The organism is Lachnospira sp. (assembly GCF_016290755.1).
In the GTDB taxonomy this organism is placed as follows: domain Bacteria; phylum Bacillota; class Clostridia; order Lachnospirales; family Lachnospiraceae; genus Lachnospira; species Lachnospira multipara.
The window spans coordinates 18,171-37,837 of sequence record NZ_JAEEVD010000012.1; the positions used below are offsets into that span (position 1 = coordinate 18,171).

The 19,667-nt window shown below is 35.3% G+C and carries 19 protein-coding genes; 14 read left to right on the forward strand and 5 right to left on the reverse strand.

Annotation, left to right across the window (positions count from 1 at the left end):
• Positions 1 to 40: 40 nt before the first annotated feature.
• On the forward strand, positions 41 to 1,363 hold the full coding sequence (locus QVA17_RS04800) for an O-acetylhomoserine aminocarboxypropyltransferase/cysteine synthase family protein (protein ID WP_287386835.1): 1,323 nt from the start codon (positions 41 to 43) through the stop codon (positions 1,361 to 1,363).
• A gap of 172 nt (positions 1,364 to 1,535) precedes the next feature.
• Here the strand turns inward: QVA17_RS04800 and QVA17_RS04805 are convergent, their stop codons facing one another.
• Positions 1,536 to 3,116 carry a glucose-6-phosphate isomerase gene (locus QVA17_RS04805; RefSeq protein ID WP_287386836.1) on the reverse strand — a complete coding sequence of 527 codons (1,581 nt, stop codon included), beginning with the start codon at positions 3,114 to 3,116 and terminating at the stop codon, positions 1,536 to 1,538.
• Positions 3,117 to 3,346: 230 nt separating this feature from the next.
• Between QVA17_RS04805 and dtd the strand changes: the two genes are divergently transcribed.
• Positions 3,347 to 3,793, forward strand: a complete 447-nt coding sequence (dtd, locus tag QVA17_RS04810; protein WP_287386838.1) for a D-aminoacyl-tRNA deacylase — start codon at positions 3,347 to 3,349, stop codon at positions 3,791 to 3,793.
• 44 nt (positions 3,794 to 3,837) lie between these two features.
• Entirely contained in the window at positions 3,838 to 4,878 is a 1,041-nt protein-coding gene (locus QVA17_RS04815; protein ID WP_027431719.1) for a M42 family metallopeptidase, read from the forward strand.
• 215 nt (positions 4,879 to 5,093) lie between these two features.
• Here QVA17_RS04815 and QVA17_RS04820 read toward each other — a convergent pair whose 3' ends face one another.
• A complete protein-coding gene (locus QVA17_RS04820) occupies positions 5,094 to 5,498 on the reverse strand; it encodes an RNHCP domain-containing protein (protein WP_287386840.1) in 405 nt (134 codons plus the stop codon).
• Between the two features lie 275 nt (positions 5,499 to 5,773).
• Here QVA17_RS04820 and QVA17_RS04825 point away from each other — a divergent pair, with 275 nt between their 5' ends.
• Positions 5,774 to 6,616 (forward strand): DUF3737 family protein, encoded by an 843-nt coding sequence (locus tag QVA17_RS04825; protein WP_287386842.1) that lies wholly within the window; start codon positions 5,774 to 5,776, stop codon positions 6,614 to 6,616.
• A gap of 84 nt (positions 6,617 to 6,700) precedes the next feature.
• On the opposite strand, the gene QVA17_RS04830 is transcribed toward QVA17_RS04825, so the two are convergent.
• On the reverse strand, positions 6,701 to 7,669 hold the full coding sequence (locus QVA17_RS04830; RefSeq protein ID WP_287386843.1) for a hypothetical protein: 969 nt from the start codon (positions 7,667 to 7,669) through the stop codon (positions 6,701 to 6,703).
• A 136-nt stretch (positions 7,670 to 7,805) separates the two neighbouring features.
• Positions 7,806 to 8,282: a hypothetical protein gene (locus tag QVA17_RS04835; protein ID WP_287386844.1), complete on the reverse strand. Its 477-nt coding sequence runs from the start codon at positions 8,280 to 8,282 to the stop codon at positions 7,806 to 7,808.
• A gap of 246 nt (positions 8,283 to 8,528) precedes the next feature.
• On the opposite strand from QVA17_RS04835, the gene QVA17_RS04840 reads away from it, so the two are divergent.
• The gene (locus QVA17_RS04840; protein ID WP_287386845.1) at positions 8,529 to 9,281 is read left to right on the forward strand and encodes a HesA/MoeB/ThiF family protein; all 753 of its coding nucleotides are present in this window, start codon (positions 8,529 to 8,531) and stop codon (positions 9,279 to 9,281) included.
• A gap of 139 nt (positions 9,282 to 9,420) precedes the next feature.
• Here the strand turns inward: QVA17_RS04840 and QVA17_RS04845 are convergent, their stop codons facing one another.
• Positions 9,421 to 9,984, reverse strand: a complete 564-nt coding sequence (locus QVA17_RS04845) for a TetR/AcrR family transcriptional regulator (RefSeq protein WP_287386846.1) — start codon at positions 9,982 to 9,984, stop codon at positions 9,421 to 9,423.
• A 195-nt stretch (positions 9,985 to 10,179) separates the two neighbouring features.
• Here QVA17_RS04845 and QVA17_RS04850 point away from each other — a divergent pair, with 195 nt between their 5' ends.
• The 9 genes from QVA17_RS04850 to QVA17_RS04890 all read left to right on the forward strand — a co-directional run bounded on the left by QVA17_RS04850 (position 10,180) and on the right by QVA17_RS04890 (position 19,664).
• Entirely contained in the window at positions 10,180 to 11,112 is a 933-nt protein-coding gene (locus QVA17_RS04850) for an HPP family protein (RefSeq protein ID WP_287386847.1), read from the forward strand.
• 235 nt (positions 11,113 to 11,347) lie between these two features.
• Positions 11,348 to 13,165, forward strand: coding sequence for a methyl-accepting chemotaxis protein (locus QVA17_RS04855; RefSeq protein WP_287386848.1), 1,818 nt, complete (start codon positions 11,348 to 11,350; stop codon positions 13,163 to 13,165).
• 183 nt (positions 13,166 to 13,348) lie between these two features.
• Positions 13,349 to 13,879 (forward strand): HDIG domain-containing metalloprotein, encoded by a 531-nt coding sequence (locus QVA17_RS04860; protein WP_287386849.1) that lies wholly within the window; start codon positions 13,349 to 13,351, stop codon positions 13,877 to 13,879.
• Between the two features lie 131 nt (positions 13,880 to 14,010).
• Positions 14,011 to 14,862 carry a hypothetical protein gene (locus QVA17_RS04865; protein ID WP_287386850.1) on the forward strand — a complete coding sequence of 284 codons (852 nt, stop codon included), beginning with the start codon at positions 14,011 to 14,013 and terminating at the stop codon, positions 14,860 to 14,862.
• 142 nt (positions 14,863 to 15,004) lie between these two features.
• Positions 15,005 to 15,682 (forward strand): NUDIX domain-containing protein, encoded by a 678-nt coding sequence (locus tag QVA17_RS04870; RefSeq protein WP_074520532.1) that lies wholly within the window; start codon positions 15,005 to 15,007, stop codon positions 15,680 to 15,682.
• A gap of 25 nt (positions 15,683 to 15,707) precedes the next feature.
• Complete coding sequence (locus QVA17_RS04875) at positions 15,708 to 16,274, forward strand: flavin reductase family protein (protein ID WP_103952531.1); 567 nt, start codon at positions 15,708 to 15,710, stop codon at positions 16,272 to 16,274.
• Positions 16,275 to 16,373: 99 nt separating this feature from the next.
• Entirely contained in the window at positions 16,374 to 17,909 is a 1,536-nt protein-coding gene (locus QVA17_RS04880) for a M23 family metallopeptidase (protein WP_287386851.1), read from the forward strand.
• Between the two features lie 181 nt (positions 17,910 to 18,090).
• On the forward strand, positions 18,091 to 19,386 hold the full coding sequence (locus QVA17_RS04885; protein ID WP_287386852.1) for a UDP-N-acetylglucosamine 1-carboxyvinyltransferase: 1,296 nt from the start codon (positions 18,091 to 18,093) through the stop codon (positions 19,384 to 19,386).
• A gap of 65 nt (positions 19,387 to 19,451) precedes the next feature.
• On the forward strand, positions 19,452 to 19,664 hold the full coding sequence (locus tag QVA17_RS04890; protein WP_027431730.1) for a DUF1858 domain-containing protein: 213 nt from the start codon (positions 19,452 to 19,454) through the stop codon (positions 19,662 to 19,664).
• Positions 19,665 to 19,667 lie beyond the last annotated feature (3 nt).

Sequence of the window (19,667 nt, forward strand, 5' to 3'; positions counted from 1 at the left end):
ATCTTAACTAATATATAAAGTATTGAAAGGAGATTAAAAAATGAGCGATCATCAGTATAAATTTGAAACATTACAATTACATGTAGGACAGGAAAAGGCAGATCCGGTTACAGATGCAAGAGCAGTACCAATTTATCAGACAACATCATATGTATTTCACAGTGCACAGCATGCAGCTGATAGATTTAATTTAAGAGATTCAGGTAATATTTATGGTAGATTAACAAATTCTACACAAGGGGTTTTAGAAGACAGAGTAGCAGCACTTGAGGGAGGCGTTGCAGCACTTGCAGTATCAGCTGGCGCAGCAGCAGTTACATATTCACTTATAGCACTTGCAGGAGCAGGAGATCACATTGTAGCACAGAATACAATTTATGGAGGAAGCTATAATTTACTTGATAATACTTTAAAGAATTACGGCATTAATACTAGCTTTGTAAATATTCATGATCATAGTGAAGTTGAAAATGCTATTACAGACAAGACTAAGGCTATTTTTATTGAAACACTTGGAAATCCAAATTCAGATATTCCAGATATAGATGCACTTGCTGTTATAGCTCATAGACATAACATACCTTTAGTTATTGATAATACATTTGGTACACCATATCTTATTAGACCAATTGAACATGGTGCAGATATTGTTGTTCATTCTGCTACTAAGTTTATTGGTGGACATGGTACAACACTTGGTGGTGTTATTGTTGATAGTGGTAAGTTTGATTGGAAGGCTTCAGGTAAGTTCCCACAATTTACAGAGCTAAATGTAAGTTATAATGGAGTTTCATTTACAGATGCAGCAGGAGCGGCAGCTTATGTAACTTATATTAGAGCAATTTTACTTAGAGATACTGGAGCAACACTATCTCCAATTAGTGCTTGGATTTTATTGCAAGGTCTTGAAACACTTTCACTTAGACTTGATAGACATGTAGAGAACACTAAGAAGGTAGTTGAATTCTTATCAAATCATCCATTAGTTGAAAGAGTAAATCATCCTTCATTAAAGAATCATCCTCAGCATGACCTTTATGAGAAATATTTCCCTAAGGGTGGAGCTTCTATATTTACATTTGATATTAAGGGTGGTCAGAAGGAAGCCTATGCATTCATTGATGGCCTTAAGATTTTCTCACTACTTGCAAATGTAGCAGATGTAAAGAGTTTGGTAATTCATCCATATGATACAACTCATGCAGAATTAACAGAGGAACAGTTAGAAAAGGCTGGAATTTACCAGAGTACAATTAGATTATCAATTGGTACAGAACATATTGATGATATTATCTGGGATTTAGAGCAGGGCTTTGAAGCCGTAGAAAAGTTAAATTCACAAGCAGAAAGGAAACTAGCTTAAAAAGATAAAGACCTAGTGATTAGAGGACATAAAACAAATATTTAGATAATTAATTTGCCATTATATTCATCTTCATTGATGTAATTATACAAAACCTTAAAAAGAGAAAGAAACGGGATTAGTTAAAAACTAGTCCCGTTTCTTGTTACATTTTCATTATTATTAACTTAAATTAGATGTTAAGTAAATCGCTATAAACCTTAAGAGCGCCCTCTGTTTCGTGAGCAAGTACCTTCTTAGCAAGTACCTTTCCAAGCTGAACACCTTCCTGATCGAAGCTGTTGATATTCCATACAAAGCCTTGGAACATAATCTTGTTCTCGAAGTGAGCAAGTAAAGCACCAAGTGCCTTTGGTGTAAGCTTATCACCAACGATAATGCTTGATGGACGGTTACCTGCGAAGTTCTTGTTAGCGTTGTCATCCTTCTTACCGCAAGCAAAGGCTACGATCTGAGCTGCAACGTTAGCGCAAAGCTTCTGCTGGCTTGTGCTACCCTGAATATCAACATCAGTTTCAAGCTGGTTGTTTCTAAAGCCGATGAACTGAAGTGGTACAATATCAGTTCCCTGATGTAATAACTGATAGAAGGAATGCTGTCCGTTAGTTCCTGGTTCACCAAAGATTACAGGACCTGTCTTATAATTAATTGCTTCACCAAATCTATTAACTGACTTACCATTAGATTCCATATCAAGCTGCTGTAAATGAGCTGGGAAACGGCTTAAAGCCTGTGAGTATGGTAAAACAGTTGTACAAGGATAACCAAGTACATTTCTTTCATAAACACCAATTAATGCATCAAGCATAGCTGGGTTCTTTAATAAATCCTTATTCTTAGATAAAACGTCTTCTTCTGCTGCACCAGCAAGGAAATCTGCAAATACTTCTGGGCCAAAGGCAAGAGAAAGTACTGCGCCACCTACTGAAGATGTTGAAGAGAAACGACCACCAATATAATCATCCATAAAGAATGCAGCTAAGTAATCAGAGGACTGAGCAAGTGGAGATGTCTGGCTTGTTACAGCTATCATATGCTTAGAAGCATCAAGACCAGCCTTCTTTAGGGCATCCTTTACAAAGGATTCGTTAGTTAATGTCTCAAGTGTTGTACCTGACTTAGAAACTAATACGAAAAGTGAATGAGCAACATCGATTGAGTTAAGAACTGCTGCTGCATCATCAGGATCTACGTTACTAATAAACTTAGCTTCCATCTTAAATGCGTTGTTCTTCTTAGCCCAGTTCTCAAGTGCAAGATACATAGCACGAGGACCAAGGTCAGATCCACCGATACCAATCTGAACTACTGTTGTAAACTTCTCGCCTGCTGCATTAGTGATTTCGCCTGCGTGAACCTTATTAGCAAATTCAGCGATTCTAGCCTGCTCATTAGCATAGAATTCTCTCTTATTAACGCCATCAGCCATAACATTATTACCTAACTGACCACGTGTTAACTGGTGAAGAACTAATCTCTTCTCGCCTGTATTAACAACTTCACCATTATATAATGCTTCATACTTATCAACTAACTGAGCTTCATCTGCTAACTTTGCTAAGCAATCTAAAACTTCTTCGTTAACCTGCTTAGAAGCATAATTATAGTTAAGACCAGCACCCATAGGAACTGTCATTTCCTTAACTCTTTTAGCACCATTTTCACCAGACATAACCTCAGTTAAGTCTACTTTTGCAACCTTAGTAAGTGCATTATATGCACCTAGAGTATCCATATTACTCCAATTAACCATATAAAACCTCCAAATTAGTAGCATTTAGCTAATTATTTTTATTCCATATAGCATGGAAATTTATAAATTGTTAAAAACACAACATAAGGAAATTATACTCCTTTTAGACTTCTGAAACAATATATAAAGTTCAATTGACTTGATTTATCTAGATGTTCTACAATTATCCTAGTTTACTTAGTCAGCTAAAAAATTGGGCTAAGATTATAAACTTTAGGAGGAAATTTTAAGTGAAATTTGTAATTCAGGTAGTAACAGAGGCTAATGTAAAGGTTGAGGGAAAAACAGTTGGTGAAATTGGAAAAGGCTTTTTAGTTTTAGTAGGCGTAGGTCAGGAGGACACTAAGGAAGTGGCAGATAAGATGATTAAGAAACTTATTGGAATGCGCATTTTCTCAGATGAAAACGGAAAGACAAATCTAGCCCTAAAGGATGTTAATGGTGAATTACTTCTTATTTCACAGTTCACTCTTTACGCAGATTGCAAGAAGGGCAACAGACCTAATTTCCTAAATGCAGGTAAGCCAGAAATGGCCAATGAACTTTATGAATACATCATTAGCGAGTGCAAAAAACAAGTCCCAGTAGTAGAGAAGGGCGTATTTGGCGCAGAGATGATGGTTTCATTAACTAACGATGGTCCTTTTACAATTATTCTAGATTCTAGAGATTTGTAAAAATAAGACATAAATCAAAATACATTTATAAAGGAGCAAGGAAAATGAACTTTGAAAAATATCAGGATTTCATTATGGAAAAGACTCTTGAGCTTTTAAACATCAACTCTCCAACAGGTTATACCGAGGATGCAGCAAACTACTGTTTAGAGGAGTTTAGAAAGCTTGGCTTTGAGGCTAAATTAACTAATAAAGGTGGCGTATTAGTTAATATTGGCGGCAAAGATAAGGAAAATGGCCTTCTACTTGAGGCTCACACAGATACACTAGGGGGCATGGTTTCCTCTATTAAGTCTAGCGGACGTTTAGTGGTTACACCTCTTGGTGGCATGAATGCCAATAATGCTGAGACTGAAAATGTAACAGTTATCACTAAGTTTGATGGTGAGTATGAAGGTACTTTCCAGCTTAACAATGCAAGTATCCATGTAAATGGAGAATATAACGATACTAAAAGAACCTTTGATAGTTGCGAAGTTGTTCTTGATGAAGATGTAAAGTCAGAAGAGGATACTAAAAAGCTTGGTATTAGCGTTGGTGATATTGTTTGCTTTGAACCTAATGCAAGAATAACTAAGTCTGGCTATATTAAGAGTAGATTCCTTGATGATAAGTTAAGTGTAGGTATTCTACTTGGATTTGCAAAATATATCGCAGACAATAAGATTACACCAGAGCGTGCAATTTATATTCATATTACTGTATTTGAAGAGGTAGGCCACGGCGGATGTGCATCTGTTCCAGAGGGAGTTACTGAGGCTATTTCTGTAGATATGGGTTGTGTAGGTGAAGGCCTTACATGTACTGAAAAGCAGGTTTCTATCTGTGCTAAGGATAGCGGTGGACCTTACGCTTTCTCAATTGTTAAGGGCCTTATTGAGGCTGCCAAGAAAGCAGGGGCTGATTATGCAGTAGATGTTTATCCTCACTATGGTTCAGATGTTGAGGCAACTTTATCTGCTGGTTATGATATTAAGCATGGCCTTATTGGTGCTGGTGTTTATGCTTCCCATGGCTATGAGAGAAGTCATAAGGAAGGTGCCCTTAATACAATGAAGTTGTTAGTGGCTTACGCAGATTTATAATTTATAAGTTAATTAGATCTTTAATTTTGGCTAGATTGTATTTTTGTAAAAAACGGACATAGTAAAAATTGAAAAAAAACGACATTTTTTAGAAAGCCGTTTTTTAATAGAATAAGAGTTGTTATACAACAATAAAAAAAGGAAGTTCTAACTAGTGGGGTTAACCTCATTAGTTTGGACTTCCTTTTAGTATTCTCATTAAGTTTAAAAAGCTTTTAGTCTAGGCCAAGCTTTCCTTCCTCATCCATCATACGGCTCATCTCTTCGATTCGCTCAAGTGGGAAAGGTGGGTTAGCGATAGGCTTCATAGCAATTGACATAAGCTTCATTGGATTGTCATCTGCTGCGATTCTGTTAGAGCTTAAAGTTCCGCAGATCTTACAACGATGAATAATAGCCCATTCGCCATTCTTTCTTACCCAAACACCGATTGGCTCCATAACTCCGCCACAATCAGCTTCTCTATCACCTGGTTCGATATCAAGGTGCTTACTTGAAAGACAGTAAGGACAGTGATTTCTGTGATCACTACTTGCACCATCTGGTTTTATTGTTCTTCCGCAAACATCGCATGTGAAAGTCTCTTCACAGGCATGATCTTTATAATAACCTTTTTTCATATTATCTCCTTGTTTTTAGATATATTAATAGTTATATTAATAATTAAGTAAAGTAATGCTAACATAAGAAAATAAAAAAGGCAAGTTAGGGAAAATACATAACTTTCACGACAGTTTATAAAAAAGTAATAAAGTCTAATTTTGTTTTACTTTACAAAAATAAAGACTTGTTTTATAGTATAAAGTACAAAATTTAATTTTATACAATTTATTACAAAACTTGCGTTTTAGACACATTTACATTAAAGAAAAAGTAAAAAGGAAAGGGTTTGGTTATGGTAACAATTATTGAAAATCAGTCTTTTGATGAAGAAAGAGCTTTATATGGTGTTAAAGATACAACAGTTTCTAATTGTAAGTTTGAGGGACCAGCTGATGGTGAGTCTGCACTTAAGGAAGCTAGAGACATTTGCATAGATAAGACATCTTTCTCTTTAAGATATCCTCTTTGGCATGTGGATGGCTTTAAGATGTTAGATTCTACAATGGATGACAAGACTAGAGCTGCTATTTGGTATGCTAAGAATGGTGAAATTACTAATTCTAAGCTTGGCGGTATTAAGGCAGTTAGAGAGTGTTCTAATATTACAGTTAAGGATTCAACTGTTGAGTCACAGGAATTTGGTTGGAAGTCAGATAATATCACACTTGATGGCGTTGATATTACATCTGAATACATTTTCCTTGATTCTTCTAATATTAAGCTTAACAATGTTAACATGAAGGGTAAGTATTCTTTCCAGTATGTTAAGAACATGGAAATCACAGATAGTAACTTAGATACTAAGGATGCTTTCTGGCATAGTGAGAATGTTACAGTTAAGAACAGCGTAGTTAAGGGAGAATATCTTGGTTGGTATTCAAAGGGCCTTACACTTATTAACTGTAAGATTATTGGTACACAGCCACTTTGCTACTGTGAGAATTTAACACTTATTGATTGTACAATGGAAGGCACAGATCTTTCTTTTGAATACTCAGATGTTAATGCTACAGTTACTGGTAACATTGAATCTGTTAAGAATCCAAAGTCTGGTAAGATCGTTGCTGATTCAATCGGTGAGATTATTAGAGAAGATGCAGTTATTGATTGTAACGCAGAAGTAGTAGTTAGATAATTAACCTTGCTACAAGGATAATTATAGATTTTCCATAGGAAAAATTTGCATAACTAAAGGGACGGTGTTTGCCGTCCCTATTTTTTAGTTTAAAATCTTTGTTTCATACTTTATCTTGTTAGCCTGAAGTAGGTTAGCAAGTGTAAGAGCTGCACCAGCGATACTAAAGACATAGTTAAGTATAAGGTCGCTATTGTAAGCGCTAGCAAACTCTGAGCTAAAATCCTTCATCTGTGGAATATATGAAAATGCATCAAAGAAGTTTACATCACTAAAGGTTCTAACGAGCCAAATTGCGTAATTAATCTGAACTGAGAAATAAATCATAGCACACATAATTACAAAGCAAATTACAATTCCAATCCAAGAAATCTTCTTAGCGAATTTATGATATAGACTAAAGGTTGCATAACCCATTACGATACCTGAAATTACGGCAACATAGTTTAACTGTCCAATAATTACGATACAAAGTACACCCACTAAAGAACCTAAGATACCACCAATAATACCGGCAGCGAAGTTTTCCTTAATTGAATGTTCGTACTGCTGTGCCTGTGAGAAATTCTTGCTGATATCGTTATAACTAATGCTATCTAAAATGTGGAAGTTGCCGGCAATTACTGCTGCAACGAGATTTTCTGTTCTACCACTAATTTCATCACAAGGGATGTAATTCTGGCTTTGAAGATAATTTACCACATAAGCAATACTATTGCAGATGTTCTGAACTAGTGCTTCCATCTTTCCGTTTGGTACAAAGCTAATAGTTAAAAGGCAGTTCTGAATAGTTGCATTACAGAAATGCTTTCTTGTGTTGCTATTAATTGTGTTAATTAATTCTGTGATATTAGCTGAATTAAGAGTTGTATTAGTTGCTGGATTAAAAGCAGTAATTCTAAATTCAACTTTAGTTGCTGCACCATAACTTGAAAGTGTGTTTACAATAATTGTATATCCGTTATAGTTTCCACTTGAAAAATATCCTGATGGATCTAGATTAAGACCTAATGTATTGGCTACATTAGTCATGAGCTTTTTAGTATTAGCCATTCTATAACCTCCATTTTTTTAAAAAGTTCCCATAGATTGTATCATCATGAAAACTTTCGGTCAAATAGAAATAATGATTATATAAATGGCTAATATAAAAAGCAATGATTTGAAAGAACTAAATGTTATGTAAAGTTTACGGTTTCATGCTGCTTTCAATGATGCTTGCTTCAATCATTTCAAAGCAATGCATTTTAAAAACGATTAAGTCTTTCTCTGAAAGCATAGTGTTTTTAAGAGCACATACCTCTGATTCACTCTTGTTAAGTCTAGTCTTTGAAAATTTTAGTTTCTCTAGGGTCTTAATAAATATAACAAGTAGTGCTACACATATTAAAGACAAGCCTATGATAATGACAAACTTAAAAGGTGAATTGTAACAATTGTAAATAACTACAGCCGAAAGTAATAGGCAGATTGTAAATATAAATCCTGCCACAATAGATTTGCTAAGACTCTCCCTCAACTCAATTCTTACATCTTCTAGCATTTCATTAGCTTGGGCTACGAATTCATCTCTAACATCGGCTGCTGTTAACGAGAGAATCTGACGCTTTTTGGCCTCAAGCTCCTCAGCGGAATAACCGCTATAATCTTCGTTTAATAATGCCATATTATCCCCCAGTTTTTCACAAAAAAATACTTCTAGAGTTATTATATGTTATTTCCTCTGGTATAGTAAAGCGACTATAAAAATAGTTACAATTCTATTAGTATTATTGGAAATTTATATAGTACATTTTCTGTAAAAACTGTGACTTTTTTACTATAATTAGAAGGTAAATGTGACTATTTACTTATAAGTAATCAAACAATAATCATATAAAATTTTGATTAGTTAATGCAGCAGGAGGAAAAAATGGGCTTAAAAAATGAGGAAAAGGAAAGATATCAAAGACAAATACTATTAAAAGAGATTGGAAATGAAGGGCAGGAGAAGTTAAAAAACTCATCGTGTTTAGTGATTGGGGCAGGAGGCCTTGGTTCTCCGGTGTGCTTTTACCTAGCCGCAGTGGGAATTGGCCACATAGGTGTCATGGATGGGGATAGACTAGAGCCTTCAAATCTTAATCGACAGATTATTCATAAAACTAAGGATTTAGGGGAGTTTAAGGCGGCTTCTGCAAGGGAGAAGATGTTAGAGCTAAACCCTAATATTAAGGTGACTGCCTATTGTGAATTTTTAACTTATGAAAATGCAGACGAAATCCTAAAGGACTACGACTTTGTAGTAGATGCTACTGATAACTTTAAGGCTAAATTTCTTATAAATGAGGTGTGCGTTAGAAACAATAAGGCCTTTGTCTATGCTGGAATTTCAAACTTTAAGGGGCAGTTAATGACCGTATTACCACATAAAAGTCCCTGCCTTAAATGCATTTTCACAGATGAAGCCTTATCAGAGGAAAATAACGCCGTGGAGCGAAAGGCAACCATCGGGGCAATTGTTGGTGTTATTGCTAGTTTAGAAAGCCTTGAGGCTATTAAGTATCTTCTTGGAATTGGCGAACTTCTTACTGGGAAAATGCTAATAGTAGATGGACTTAGCATGAATATTAGAAAGGTGACTATGCCAGAAAGAAACGAACATTGTGAGAGCTGTGGGGCTTGATGTCATTGTAAAGCGGGGGATTGCTTACACTGCGTTCAAAATAATAAAAAAGGGAATCTGCCGGTTTAAAAACTTAAGCGGATTCCCTTTAATAATCTTCTTATTTCGTTTTAAACTATCTATGAATTCTTAGCCTATCTTAGTTAAAGAATGACTTATAACCGTCAAAGATAAATCTTGTAATGTTATCTGCAAGATGTTCCTTTGTAACATCACCTGGGTGATCAAACCACTTGATAATAGGGTTAAATACAATTGAACAAATGCAAACGCTTAAGAATTCAGGATCATGAACATTAGCTGTTTCGCTTAAAGACTTTGCAATCTTATAAGTGAATCTAAGTTTGATCTTATGCTGTAATCTAACATCGTCAACATAGTTAAAAATTGAGTTTAAATCACTTTTACGTGATTCAATGATATTGATTAATTGAACAATTGCTTGACGTGTTTCAATCCTATCTTTAGGAATTGATGTAAGGTGATCGAATAATTCGTTGAATTGGTCTAGAATATAATCTTCAACTGCATCAATTAAATCTGGAATGTTTTTGTAGTGAGCATAAAAAGTTCCCCTACTAATGTTTGCTCTTTCTAGAATGTCGTTGACTGTAATCGTCTTTGTGTGTGGCTCCTGAATTAACTCATAAGTCGCTGTGATTAAAGCTTTCTTTGTTCTGATAACATCGCGTCGTTCAGCCATAAAAATCTCCTTTTTTTTATTCCCATATTTGTGCATAAAGCTATACATCTATACCCTAATAGTATAACATTATATATAAAAAGTAAAGCAAAATTTAAACATTTACTTTATATTGTCTTTTTGTTTTAATAAATACAAGGATAGAGTTGTATTATACAACTTTATTTTGGATTATCAAGTTATTAGGAGTAAGAAATGAATAGAAAAAATCTAGTTAACTATATACTTGCAGTTTTAGTTATAACATTTATGGTATTTTTATCAGAACTTTTAGGAGAAAAAGAAATAATTTTCCCAGAACTGGCTGCTCTATCAGTGGGAAGCCTTGTGTTAGCTGCTCTTCCATGGGTTGTGGATGGAAAACGTATGATTTTATACATTTCCCTTTCTGCTGTATGTGGTGTATTGATAGTATTGTTTTTACCAGGTCCTCTATATTTTCAGATGATAGTAGCTTATGCCCTAAGTCAGGTGATTTTCCTATTATCAAGAACTACAATGGCCCCAATGATTTCAGCAATAGTGCTCCCTGTTATGCTTCAAACTAGAGGCTATGTCTACATTTTAGCTGCCATTAGCCTTACAAGCTTGATTGTATTTATCAGATGGATTTTAGTAAAAAAGGGACTTAAACTAAATGTGGTTTATAAGCCAGAGGACAGCCTAAATAAGGACAATATAGTCCTTGCCCTTGAAAGAATTATAGTGGTTAGCTTGCTTATGCTAATCTTTATTCCTAAGGATTTAAAGTTTATGCTAGCTCCACCACTTCTTGTGGCCTTTACTGAGTTTACAAGGAGGGGAAATAAAGCTCTTAAAGCCCCAGTTAAGGCAGTGCTATTAATTACACTTTGTGCCACAACAGGCATGGCCTTCCGTTTTATATTAACAGTTAAGGCAGGTCTTCCTCTAACTTTAGTTGCAGCCCTAGTGGCAAGCGTAACATTTTTAATAATGAGATTTATGAAAATGTATCTTCCGCCGGCAGCAGCCATGGGGGTTTTAGCGCTTCTTATACCGGAAGAAAAATTACTTGTATACCCCCTTCAAGTAGTAGTAGGAATCACATGTTTAATGCTTTTTGCAATGTTAATAGATAAGTTTAGATATTTATTTAGAAAAAAGTAAAATTATTCGTGCAATATATTAACTTTTTTGGTAAAATATATCTTAGAGAAAGGTCCTTTAAAGACCTCATATAAAAGGTAGCCGCAAGTACCTAAGTAAAGCCTTGAAATTAAGCTAAATTAGCTTCGTTTTACAGACCTTATTTAGAGGATTTGTAGCTGCTTTTTTTATTGCGTGAACAAATAAATATGCGTTTAGAGAAAACGTAAAAAAATTCCGTTTAAGGGGGTTATTTATGTCAGAGAAGAATGAAACAAATGTAGGTATTTTAAATTCATTAGCTTTCAAGCTATCTGTTGTAGCTTTTATAATTGCTGGTGTTTTAATCTCAGTGCAGATGTATTTTGCCATTACAAGTTCAAGAAATACTATGGAAGATACATATTACAAATATGCACAGAATCTGGCTGAAACAGCTGCAACTGCCCTAAATATTCAGATGGAAACGCTAGCATCTAAGTATGGTTTTGAATCAAATGCAGAAGGTGCAGCATCAATTGAAGCCTACATTACAAAATGGGCTGAGACAAATCCATCTGAGTATGCATCTACAATTACAGAACTTTTTGAGGATTCTCTAGGTACTGTTTCCCTTGAGGGTATTGATACAAGTTATACTTACCTTTCAAGTCAAAATGCAATTATGGTTTATCATCCAGAGAAAGATAGAATTGGTACAGCTGTTACAAATGATGCTATTAATGCTATTTGTAAAAAGTTACAGGCAGGTACTAGCACAAGCTCAATCGGTAATGGTGTTGTAACTTACACAGCTGATGGCTATAAGAAATTCGCAGGTTATGCCTTTACTAATGGTGGCAATATCGTAATTGTTCTTGGTGAATTTTCACAGGTAATGAAGCCTATTGATGATTTACAGATTCACCTATTAATCTTCTTAATCGTAGGTATTATTATTATGGCTATTATCCTTTATGTGGTTATTAGATTATTCCTTAACCCATTAAGAGTGGTAACTGAAAAACTTAATAAGACAGCAAGATTTGACTTTACAACAGATGAGAATGACAATAGTGAAAAGCTTGGCAAGCGTAAAGATGAAATTGGCGTAATTGCTAGAGCGGCCAATGAAATGATTGAGCATCTTACAAGTATTGTTGTTAATATTAGCGATGCAGGTGAAAAGATTAATAGTAACGTTTTGGAGCTTCGTAATAGTACGGATGAGGTTAATAATAAATGTACCGATAACTCTGCAACTAGTGAAGAGCTTGCAGCAGCTATGCAGGAGACTTCTTCAACTGCTGAGACAATTGCTCAAAATGTTGTGGAGATGCAGGGCGAGGCAAAGAATATTGACAAGTTAGCAGACTCTGGCGTTGGCTTATCTGAAGAGATTATGGATAGAGCTGATAAGTTAAAGATTAGCACAGATCAGGCTACAAATAAGACTAAGTCAATGTACTCATCTGTTAAGGCTAAGGCAGATGAAGCTATTGAAAGCTCAAAGGCTGTGGATAAAGTAAATGAACTTACAGACACTATTATGGCTATTTCTTCACAGACTGGCTTACTTGCCTTAAATGCTTCTATTGAAGCTGCTAGAGCGGGTGAAGCTGGTAAGGGCTTTGCAGTTGTTGCTACAGAAATTGGTAGTCTTGCAGACCAGACAAGTGATGCAGTAGGAAACATCAATGGCATCATTGGTGATGTAAATAAGTCAGTTAATAAGATGAGCGAGTGCTTAGAAGAAATCAATGGTTTCCTTGAGCAGACAGTACTTAGTGACTATGCTCAATTTGCAGAAGTAAGTGAGCAGTACTACAGTGATGCTAATAGCTTTAAGGAGAGCATGATTGATATTAAGAACTCTCTATCAGAGCTTGGTGGTTCTATCGATATGGTAACAGAATCTGTTTCAACGATTTCTACAACAGTTGAAGAGGCAGCAAGAGGCGTTACTGACATTGCTGAAAAGACAACTGAAATTGTTCAGGAAACAAGCGGCAACTTAAATATGGTTGACGAATGTGAAGGCTATGTTGAAGAGCTTGAGGAAATCGTTCATAGATTTAAGATTGACGAGCAGTAAAATTTATCAAAAAATGATTGCTGTTTTGTAATTGAAAATAATTAATCAAAAGACCCATATTTTATAAATGTGGGTCTTTTTTTTAGACCTCATTTAAGATAAAATATTGCTTAGCTATAAATTTTGAATACCAAGTAGATAATATATAGAGATACATTTTCAAAAAGAAAAGGATAGGAAATTATGAGTAAGAAGATATTAGATAAGATCTATGAAGGCCATAAGTTACAGGATAAATATGGCAAGGAGTTTTATGAGGAGGCTAAGGAAATTTTAGAGCATCCAATCGTTTTACAGATGAAGCAGTTTAATCATCACAGTCAGACAAGCTGCTATCAACACTGCGTACATGTGGCTTATTATTGTTACAAGCTGGCGAAGATTCTTGGCTGGGATGAGAAGGCTTTAATGAAGGGCGGATTGCTTCACGATTTATTCCTTTATGACTGGCATGATTACACACCGGGAAAGAATGAAAGATTACACGGTTTTGAGCATCCCAATAAGGCTCTTTATAATGCTCATAAGTATTTTAAGCTTACAAGAAAAGAAGGGGATATTATTGTAAAGCACATGTTCCCACTTACTTTAACTCTTCCTACTTACAAGGAAAGTTACGTAATTATTATGGTGGATAAATTTGTTACCTCTTGCGAAGTTTTAGATAGATTCTTTAAAACTAAAAAAAGAATACTTAACCAGAGAGCTAGATAATACTGAACTTTTTGGATACAAGAAACTTAAATTATCTTTACGAGTATATTAATTCATGTTATAATACTTTCGATTGTGATATATTAAAATATTTTCACAACTATAAAATAAAAATATTGGAGGATTACAATATGAAATTTTGTCCAAATTGCGGCAAGCAGCTTCAGGATAACGAAGTTTGTACATGCCAGCAGACATCAAATGTAGCTCAGGGACAAGCACAGACAGCTAATGCAGGTCAGGCGCAGTTCAATCAGGCACAGTTTAATCAGGGTCAGCCACAGTACCAAGGTCAACCACAATACCAGGGTCAGCCACAGTACCAGGGTCAGCCACAATACCAGCAGCCACAGTATCAGGCTCCAAAGCCAATGAACCCAGCTGTTGCAGCAGTACTTGCATTCTTTACACAGGTATTTACAAAGCCTTTCGATGCAGTTGTTAATTATCTTCGTTCAAACTCAGTAGCTGCAGCATACATCATGCTTACAGTATCTGTTGTATTATGCTTTATTAATAACATTTTAAGTGAATTAGAATCAGTTATTGCTTATAGCACTCCTTTTTACAATCGTGAATTCCAGTGGGCTACAGTAGGTAGAAACTCTGGTATTGATTTACTTCAGATTTATGCTTATGCTTCACTTGCAGCATTAGTTTTTGTACTACTTACAAACTATTTTGATAAGAAGAACAACAATAGAATCAGCTTTACACAGGGTATTTTATTATTCTCAATTGCTGGTATTATCTCAGATCTTATCGGCGTTTGTGCTAACTTAATTGACTTAATCAATGTTGAGTTCTTTACAAAACTTGCAAGCTTAGTTAATAAGTTCTCTTACGGTTTTGAAATTATCGTTGTTGTGACACTTGCAACATTACTTGTTAAGGATAAGAACAAGTTACCACTTGTTTACGCATTAGCAGTAACAGCAGGTGCATTTGCATCAATGATCATCAACATTTTATTTACATTATAAGATGACTAGAATTTAATAGTGAATTTAGGCGAGACCCCAGTGGTCTCGCTTTTTTTATGGATTTATTATATAATGACAAAAGATGGGGTGAAGAGGGCTTATGTAAGCCCATAAAAAGATTTATGTCTTTAGGAGGTTTAAGATGACATATTTAGACAGCGAACAAAACAAACAATTTTTAGGGAACGGCAAGGAGAATGCTAAAGGTGAAAGCCTAGAAACATTTTTAAATAATTATGATCCAACTAAGTATCAAAGTCCTTGTAATACAGTGGACACTTTGGTTTTTACTTATATTGAAGAAGATGGACATAAGAAAATCAACAGATTGCTTCTTATTAAGCGTGGCAATCATCCAAGTATTGGTATGTGGGCTCTTCCAGGCGGCTTTGTAGATTTTAAGGAAGACTTAAAGGCAGCAGCTATTAGAGAATTAAAGGAAGAGACAGGAATTAGTGATATCGACGCAATTCAGCTTAAATCCTATGGAAAGTATGATAGAGATCCAAGAACAAGAATTATTACAACAGCCTTTGTTACTTTGATTCCAGAAGGCTCTCAGAAGGCTAAGGCAGACGATGATGCCAGTGATGCAGCATGGTTTGATATTAATTTAGTGGATATTTCTGAAAATGTTACAAGACTTACTTTAACTTCTAAAGAGAAGGAAGAAGTCATTGCAGCAGATATTGAAAAGGCTTATGTAAATATAGCTGGAATTGTGGGAAAAGAATATAAGACGATTGAAAAAATCGGACTTGCAGCAGATCATGGGGAAATTATTTTAGAGGCCTATGAGATGATTAAATCTGCATTATAAAAGATTTTATTTTGAGGTATTAGATATGAAAAAACAGACATGGAGAGCAGGAAATATGTTATATCCTGTGCCTGCAGTAATGGTTTCTTGTAAGAGAGGAAATGAAAAACCAAATATTATTACAGTAGCTTGGGCAGGAACTGTATGTTCAGACCCAGCTATGGTTTCAATTTCTGTTAGAAAATCAAGATACAGCCATGACATCATTAAGGAAAGTGGCGAATTTGTGGTAAATCTTACAACTAAGAAGCTAGCTAGAGCTACAGATTTTTGTGGAGTACGTTCTGGTAGAGACATGGATAAGTTTAAGGAAATGCATCTTACAGAATATAAGTCTACACAGATTAAGGCACCAGGCATTATGGAAAGTCCTGTAAACATTGAGTGTAAGCTTAAGCAGGTGATTGAGCTTGGTACTCATGACATGTTCTTAGCAGAAGTAGTAGCGGTAAATGTTAACGAAGATTTGCTTGATGAAAAGGGAACTCTTCACTTAGAAAAGGCTGAGCTTATTGCCTATGCACACGGTCAGTATTATGGTCTTGGCCAGCATATTGGTAAGTTTGGCTATTCTGTAAAAAAGAAGAAATAATTACATAGAGTTTACAATTTCGGGCTTTTTTGGTAATATTTAATTTGTTACAAAAATATTACATTTTTATGTATTTGATTTAGAGGTAGGATTACAGTTATGCATATAACTAGATATGGAAGAGGAATCAAGAAGGCAGCTATAATTATTACAGCACTTACAGGATTCATAGTTGCATTTTCAATTCCTTTTTATACAAAAAGTATGCTTGACACTAAAGTAGGATATTATTCAATTTCCATTAATGGAGTTACAGTAGGGGCTGCTAACTCAGTAAACGATGTTAATGAGGCTTTAGCCAATGCAAGAAAGAAGCTTTCAGCTCAGTATAGTAGTGATGTTTATATGAATCCTGATATTGAGATTGTAGAGGAAACTAGAGCGATTGCTAATAGATCAAGCGTAGATGAATTAAGCGATGATATATATAGTTATCTTTTTGATAACGTCTTAGAGGTAGAGAGAAATTTCGATTATACATTAAGAGTAGATGATTACACAGTTACACTTTCAAGTTTAGAAGAAGTAGAGGACGTACTTAATCAGATAGTAGAACAGTACGACACTCTTTCACAATATAAGGTTACAATCGCATCTTCAGAAAAGATTGATAGCGGATATGTAGTTAACCTAGAGAAGAAATCAGAGTCAAATCAGTCAAGTGATATTGTTGCTGCAGCTATTGGTGGCGACGGAACAACCGTTAATGAAGCAACAGACGTTACTAATGGCGGTATTACAGCAATTGAATTTAAGGAAAATGTATCTATTATTGCAGTTCCAGAAGGAATTGAAGCTACAGCTTCTGTAGAGGATGCGTTAAGCCAGTTAACAGAAGAAAAGACAGTTAATGAAAGCTATATTGTAGCTGAAGATGAAGATCTAGAATTTATTGCAAGTAAATACGGGGTTACAGTGGATGACTTAGTTAAATTAAACCCATTAATTAATGCTAATACAATATTAGTTGAGGGTGACATTATTACAGTTCCAGCTAAGGAGACAATCCTTACTGTAGTAACAACTAAGCAGTTATCTTTCCAACAGGAATATGATGTAAGCCCAGAATATACAGATGACGATAGCTTATCAAAGTATAATAATGTTGTTACAAGTGAGGGAACAACAGGTCAGAGATACACTGAAGCCAATATTGTTTACTACAACAACACAGAGATGACAAGATCTTATGTGACAGTTGGCATGTATGTTACAGCAGAGGCTACACCAGCTAGTATTTCTGTTGGTACTTTATCATCATCAAGCTTTACAAGACCACTTGCCACATCCGTTGGAACTTATAAGTCAGGCTTATTTGATGATAGTTCTTTAAATGGAGTTATTTGGAGCGTTGATAGCGGCACGAATGTATTAGCAGCTAATGACGGTACAGTAACAAAGGCTAGATGGTATTCAGACTATGGTTACGTAGTTGAGATTAAGCATAGTGATGGAACAATTACAAGATATGGTTATTTATCAGAGCTTAATGTTTCTGAAGGAGATACAGTAACTAAGGGCAGTGTAATTGCTAAGACAGGTAATAGTGGAGCAGCAAGTGATAATGAACTTCTATTTGAAATATGGAAGAGTGGAGTTTCATTAAATCCATTAGATTACGTTAATAAAAATTAAATATGACATCAGGTTAAAGCGTGAAGTTACAAGCTTTTGTAGTTTCACGCTTTTTTAAAGTGGAGGTGCTAACCTTTACAAAATTAATTCTTGTGATATAATTCTTTAGGATTATTAAAAAGATAATTTGATATGTAACTAGGGATTGAAGGCAAAGGCCAAGAAATAAAGAGGTTTATAAATGGAACAGTTTGTTGTTAAAGGTGGATCACCACTAAATGGTAGTGTGTCTATTGGTGGTGCTAAGAATGCAGCTCTTGGAATTTTAGCTGCAGCAATTATGAGTGATGAGACAGTTACAATAGAGAACGTACCTAATGTTAGAGATACAAGAGTACTTTTACAGGCAATTCAGGGGATTGGTGCAAAGGTTAAATATTTAGATAACAATACAGTAGAAATTAATGGCTCAACTATTAATGATGTAGTTGTAGATTATGATTATATTAAGAAGATTAGAGCTTCTTATTACTTACTTGGAGCATTACTTGGAAAGAAGCATGAGTCTAATGTTGCACTTCCAGGTGGCTGTAATATTGGTTCAAGACCAATCGATCAGCATTTAAAGGGCTTTAGAGCACTTGGTGCTAAGGACGATATTGATAAGGGTATGGTTCATGTTAAGGCTGAGCGCTTAGTAGGAGCTCATATTTATTTTGACGTGGTTACAGTAGGTGCCACAATTAATCTTATGATGGCTGCTTGTATGGCAGAGGGTTCTACAATTTTAGAGAACGCTGCTAAGGAGCCACACGTAGTTGATGTTGCCAACTTCTTAAACGCTATGGGCGCTAATATTAAGGGTGCTGGTACTGATGTAATTAGAATTAAGGGTGTTGAAAGCTTACACGGCTGCACATACTCTATTATTCCAGATCAGATTGAAGCTGGTACATTTATGATGGCAGCAGCTACAACACATGGTGATATTACAGTTTGTGATGTTATTCCTAAGCATTTAGAGTCTATTTCAGCTAAGTTACTTGAAATGGGCTGTACAATTATAGAAGGTGATGACTCAGTTAGAGTTATTGCTACAGATAGAACACTTAAGGCTACTAATGTTAAGACATTACCATATCCAGGCTTCCCAACAGATATGCAGCCACAGATGGCAATTGCATTAGCTGTTGCAGAAGGTAACAGTATGGTAACTGAAAGCATTTTCGAGAACAGATTTAAGTACGTTGATGAATTAGCTAGAATGGGTGCTAAGATTAAGGTTGAAGGCAACACAGCTTATATCGAAGGTATTGAGAAGTTCTCAGGTGCAGATGTTAGTGCTCCTGATTTAAGAGCTGGTGCAGCACTTGTAGTAGCTGCTTTATCAGCAGATGGTTTCTCAGTAATTGATGATATTGAATATATTCAGAGAGGTTATGAGAGCTTCGAGAAGAAGTTAACTAGCCTTGGTGGTAATATTGAGAAAGTTGATAACGAGAGAGATTTACAGAAATTTAAGCTAAAAATTGGATAAAATTTATTTTTTGCCAGTAATTAATGTGATAGTATAGTTATATCAACTTATAAGGAGTGGAAGATATGGAGAAGAAGGTTACACAGGATATGATTATCGCTGATATCATTGCCCAGAATCCATTAGCAGTTGATGCTTTAATGGAATGCGGTATGGGTTGTATTACATGCCCAGCTTCACAGGGTGAATCTTTAGCAGAAGCTAGTCAGGTTCATGGCTTAGATCCAGAGGACGTTGAGGCTTATGTTAATCGTTATTTAGAATTAGTTCAGCCATAATTA

Bases quoted from the DNA above. Each gene is read 5' to 3' on its own strand.
- QVA17_RS04800 (WP_287386835.1), top strand. From the start codon at position 41: ATGAGCGATCATCAGTATAAATTTGAAACATTACAATTACATGTAGGA.
- QVA17_RS04805 (WP_287386836.1), bottom strand. From the start codon at position 3,116: ATGGTTAATTGGAGTAATATGGATACTCTAGGTGCATATAATGCACTT.
- QVA17_RS04815 (WP_027431719.1), top strand. From the start codon at position 3,838: ATGAACTTTGAAAAATATCAGGATTTCATTATGGAAAAGACTCTTGAG.
- QVA17_RS04820 (WP_287386840.1), bottom strand. From the start codon at position 5,498: ATGAAAAAAGGTTATTATAAAGATCATGCCTGTGAAGAGACTTTCACA.
- QVA17_RS04825 (WP_287386842.1), top strand. From the start codon at position 5,774: ATGGTAACAATTATTGAAAATCAGTCTTTTGATGAAGAAAGAGCTTTA.
- QVA17_RS04830 (WP_287386843.1), bottom strand. From the start codon at position 7,669: ATGGCTAATACTAAAAAGCTCATGACTAATGTAGCCAATACATTAGGT.
- QVA17_RS04835 (WP_287386844.1), bottom strand. From the start codon at position 8,282: ATGGCATTATTAAACGAAGATTATAGCGGTTATTCCGCTGAGGAGCTT.
- QVA17_RS04840 (WP_287386845.1), top strand. From the start codon at position 8,529: ATGGGCTTAAAAAATGAGGAAAAGGAAAGATATCAAAGACAAATACTA.
- QVA17_RS04845 (WP_287386846.1), bottom strand. From the start codon at position 9,984: ATGGCTGAACGACGCGATGTTATCAGAACAAAGAAAGCTTTAATCACA.
- QVA17_RS04850 (WP_287386847.1), top strand. From the start codon at position 10,180: ATGAATAGAAAAAATCTAGTTAACTATATACTTGCAGTTTTAGTTATA.
- QVA17_RS04855 (WP_287386848.1), top strand. From the start codon at position 11,348: ATGTCAGAGAAGAATGAAACAAATGTAGGTATTTTAAATTCATTAGCT.
- QVA17_RS04860 (WP_287386849.1), top strand. From the start codon at position 13,349: ATGAGTAAGAAGATATTAGATAAGATCTATGAAGGCCATAAGTTACAG.
- QVA17_RS04865 (WP_287386850.1), top strand. From the start codon at position 14,011: ATGAAATTTTGTCCAAATTGCGGCAAGCAGCTTCAGGATAACGAAGTT.
- QVA17_RS04870 (WP_074520532.1), top strand. From the start codon at position 15,005: ATGACATATTTAGACAGCGAACAAAACAAACAATTTTTAGGGAACGGC.
- QVA17_RS04875 (WP_103952531.1), top strand. From the start codon at position 15,708: ATGAAAAAACAGACATGGAGAGCAGGAAATATGTTATATCCTGTGCCT.
- QVA17_RS04880 (WP_287386851.1), top strand. From the start codon at position 16,374: ATGCATATAACTAGATATGGAAGAGGAATCAAGAAGGCAGCTATAATT.
- QVA17_RS04885 (WP_287386852.1), top strand. From the start codon at position 18,091: ATGGAACAGTTTGTTGTTAAAGGTGGATCACCACTAAATGGTAGTGTG.
- QVA17_RS04890 (WP_027431730.1), top strand. From the start codon at position 19,452: ATGGAGAAGAAGGTTACACAGGATATGATTATCGCTGATATCATTGCC.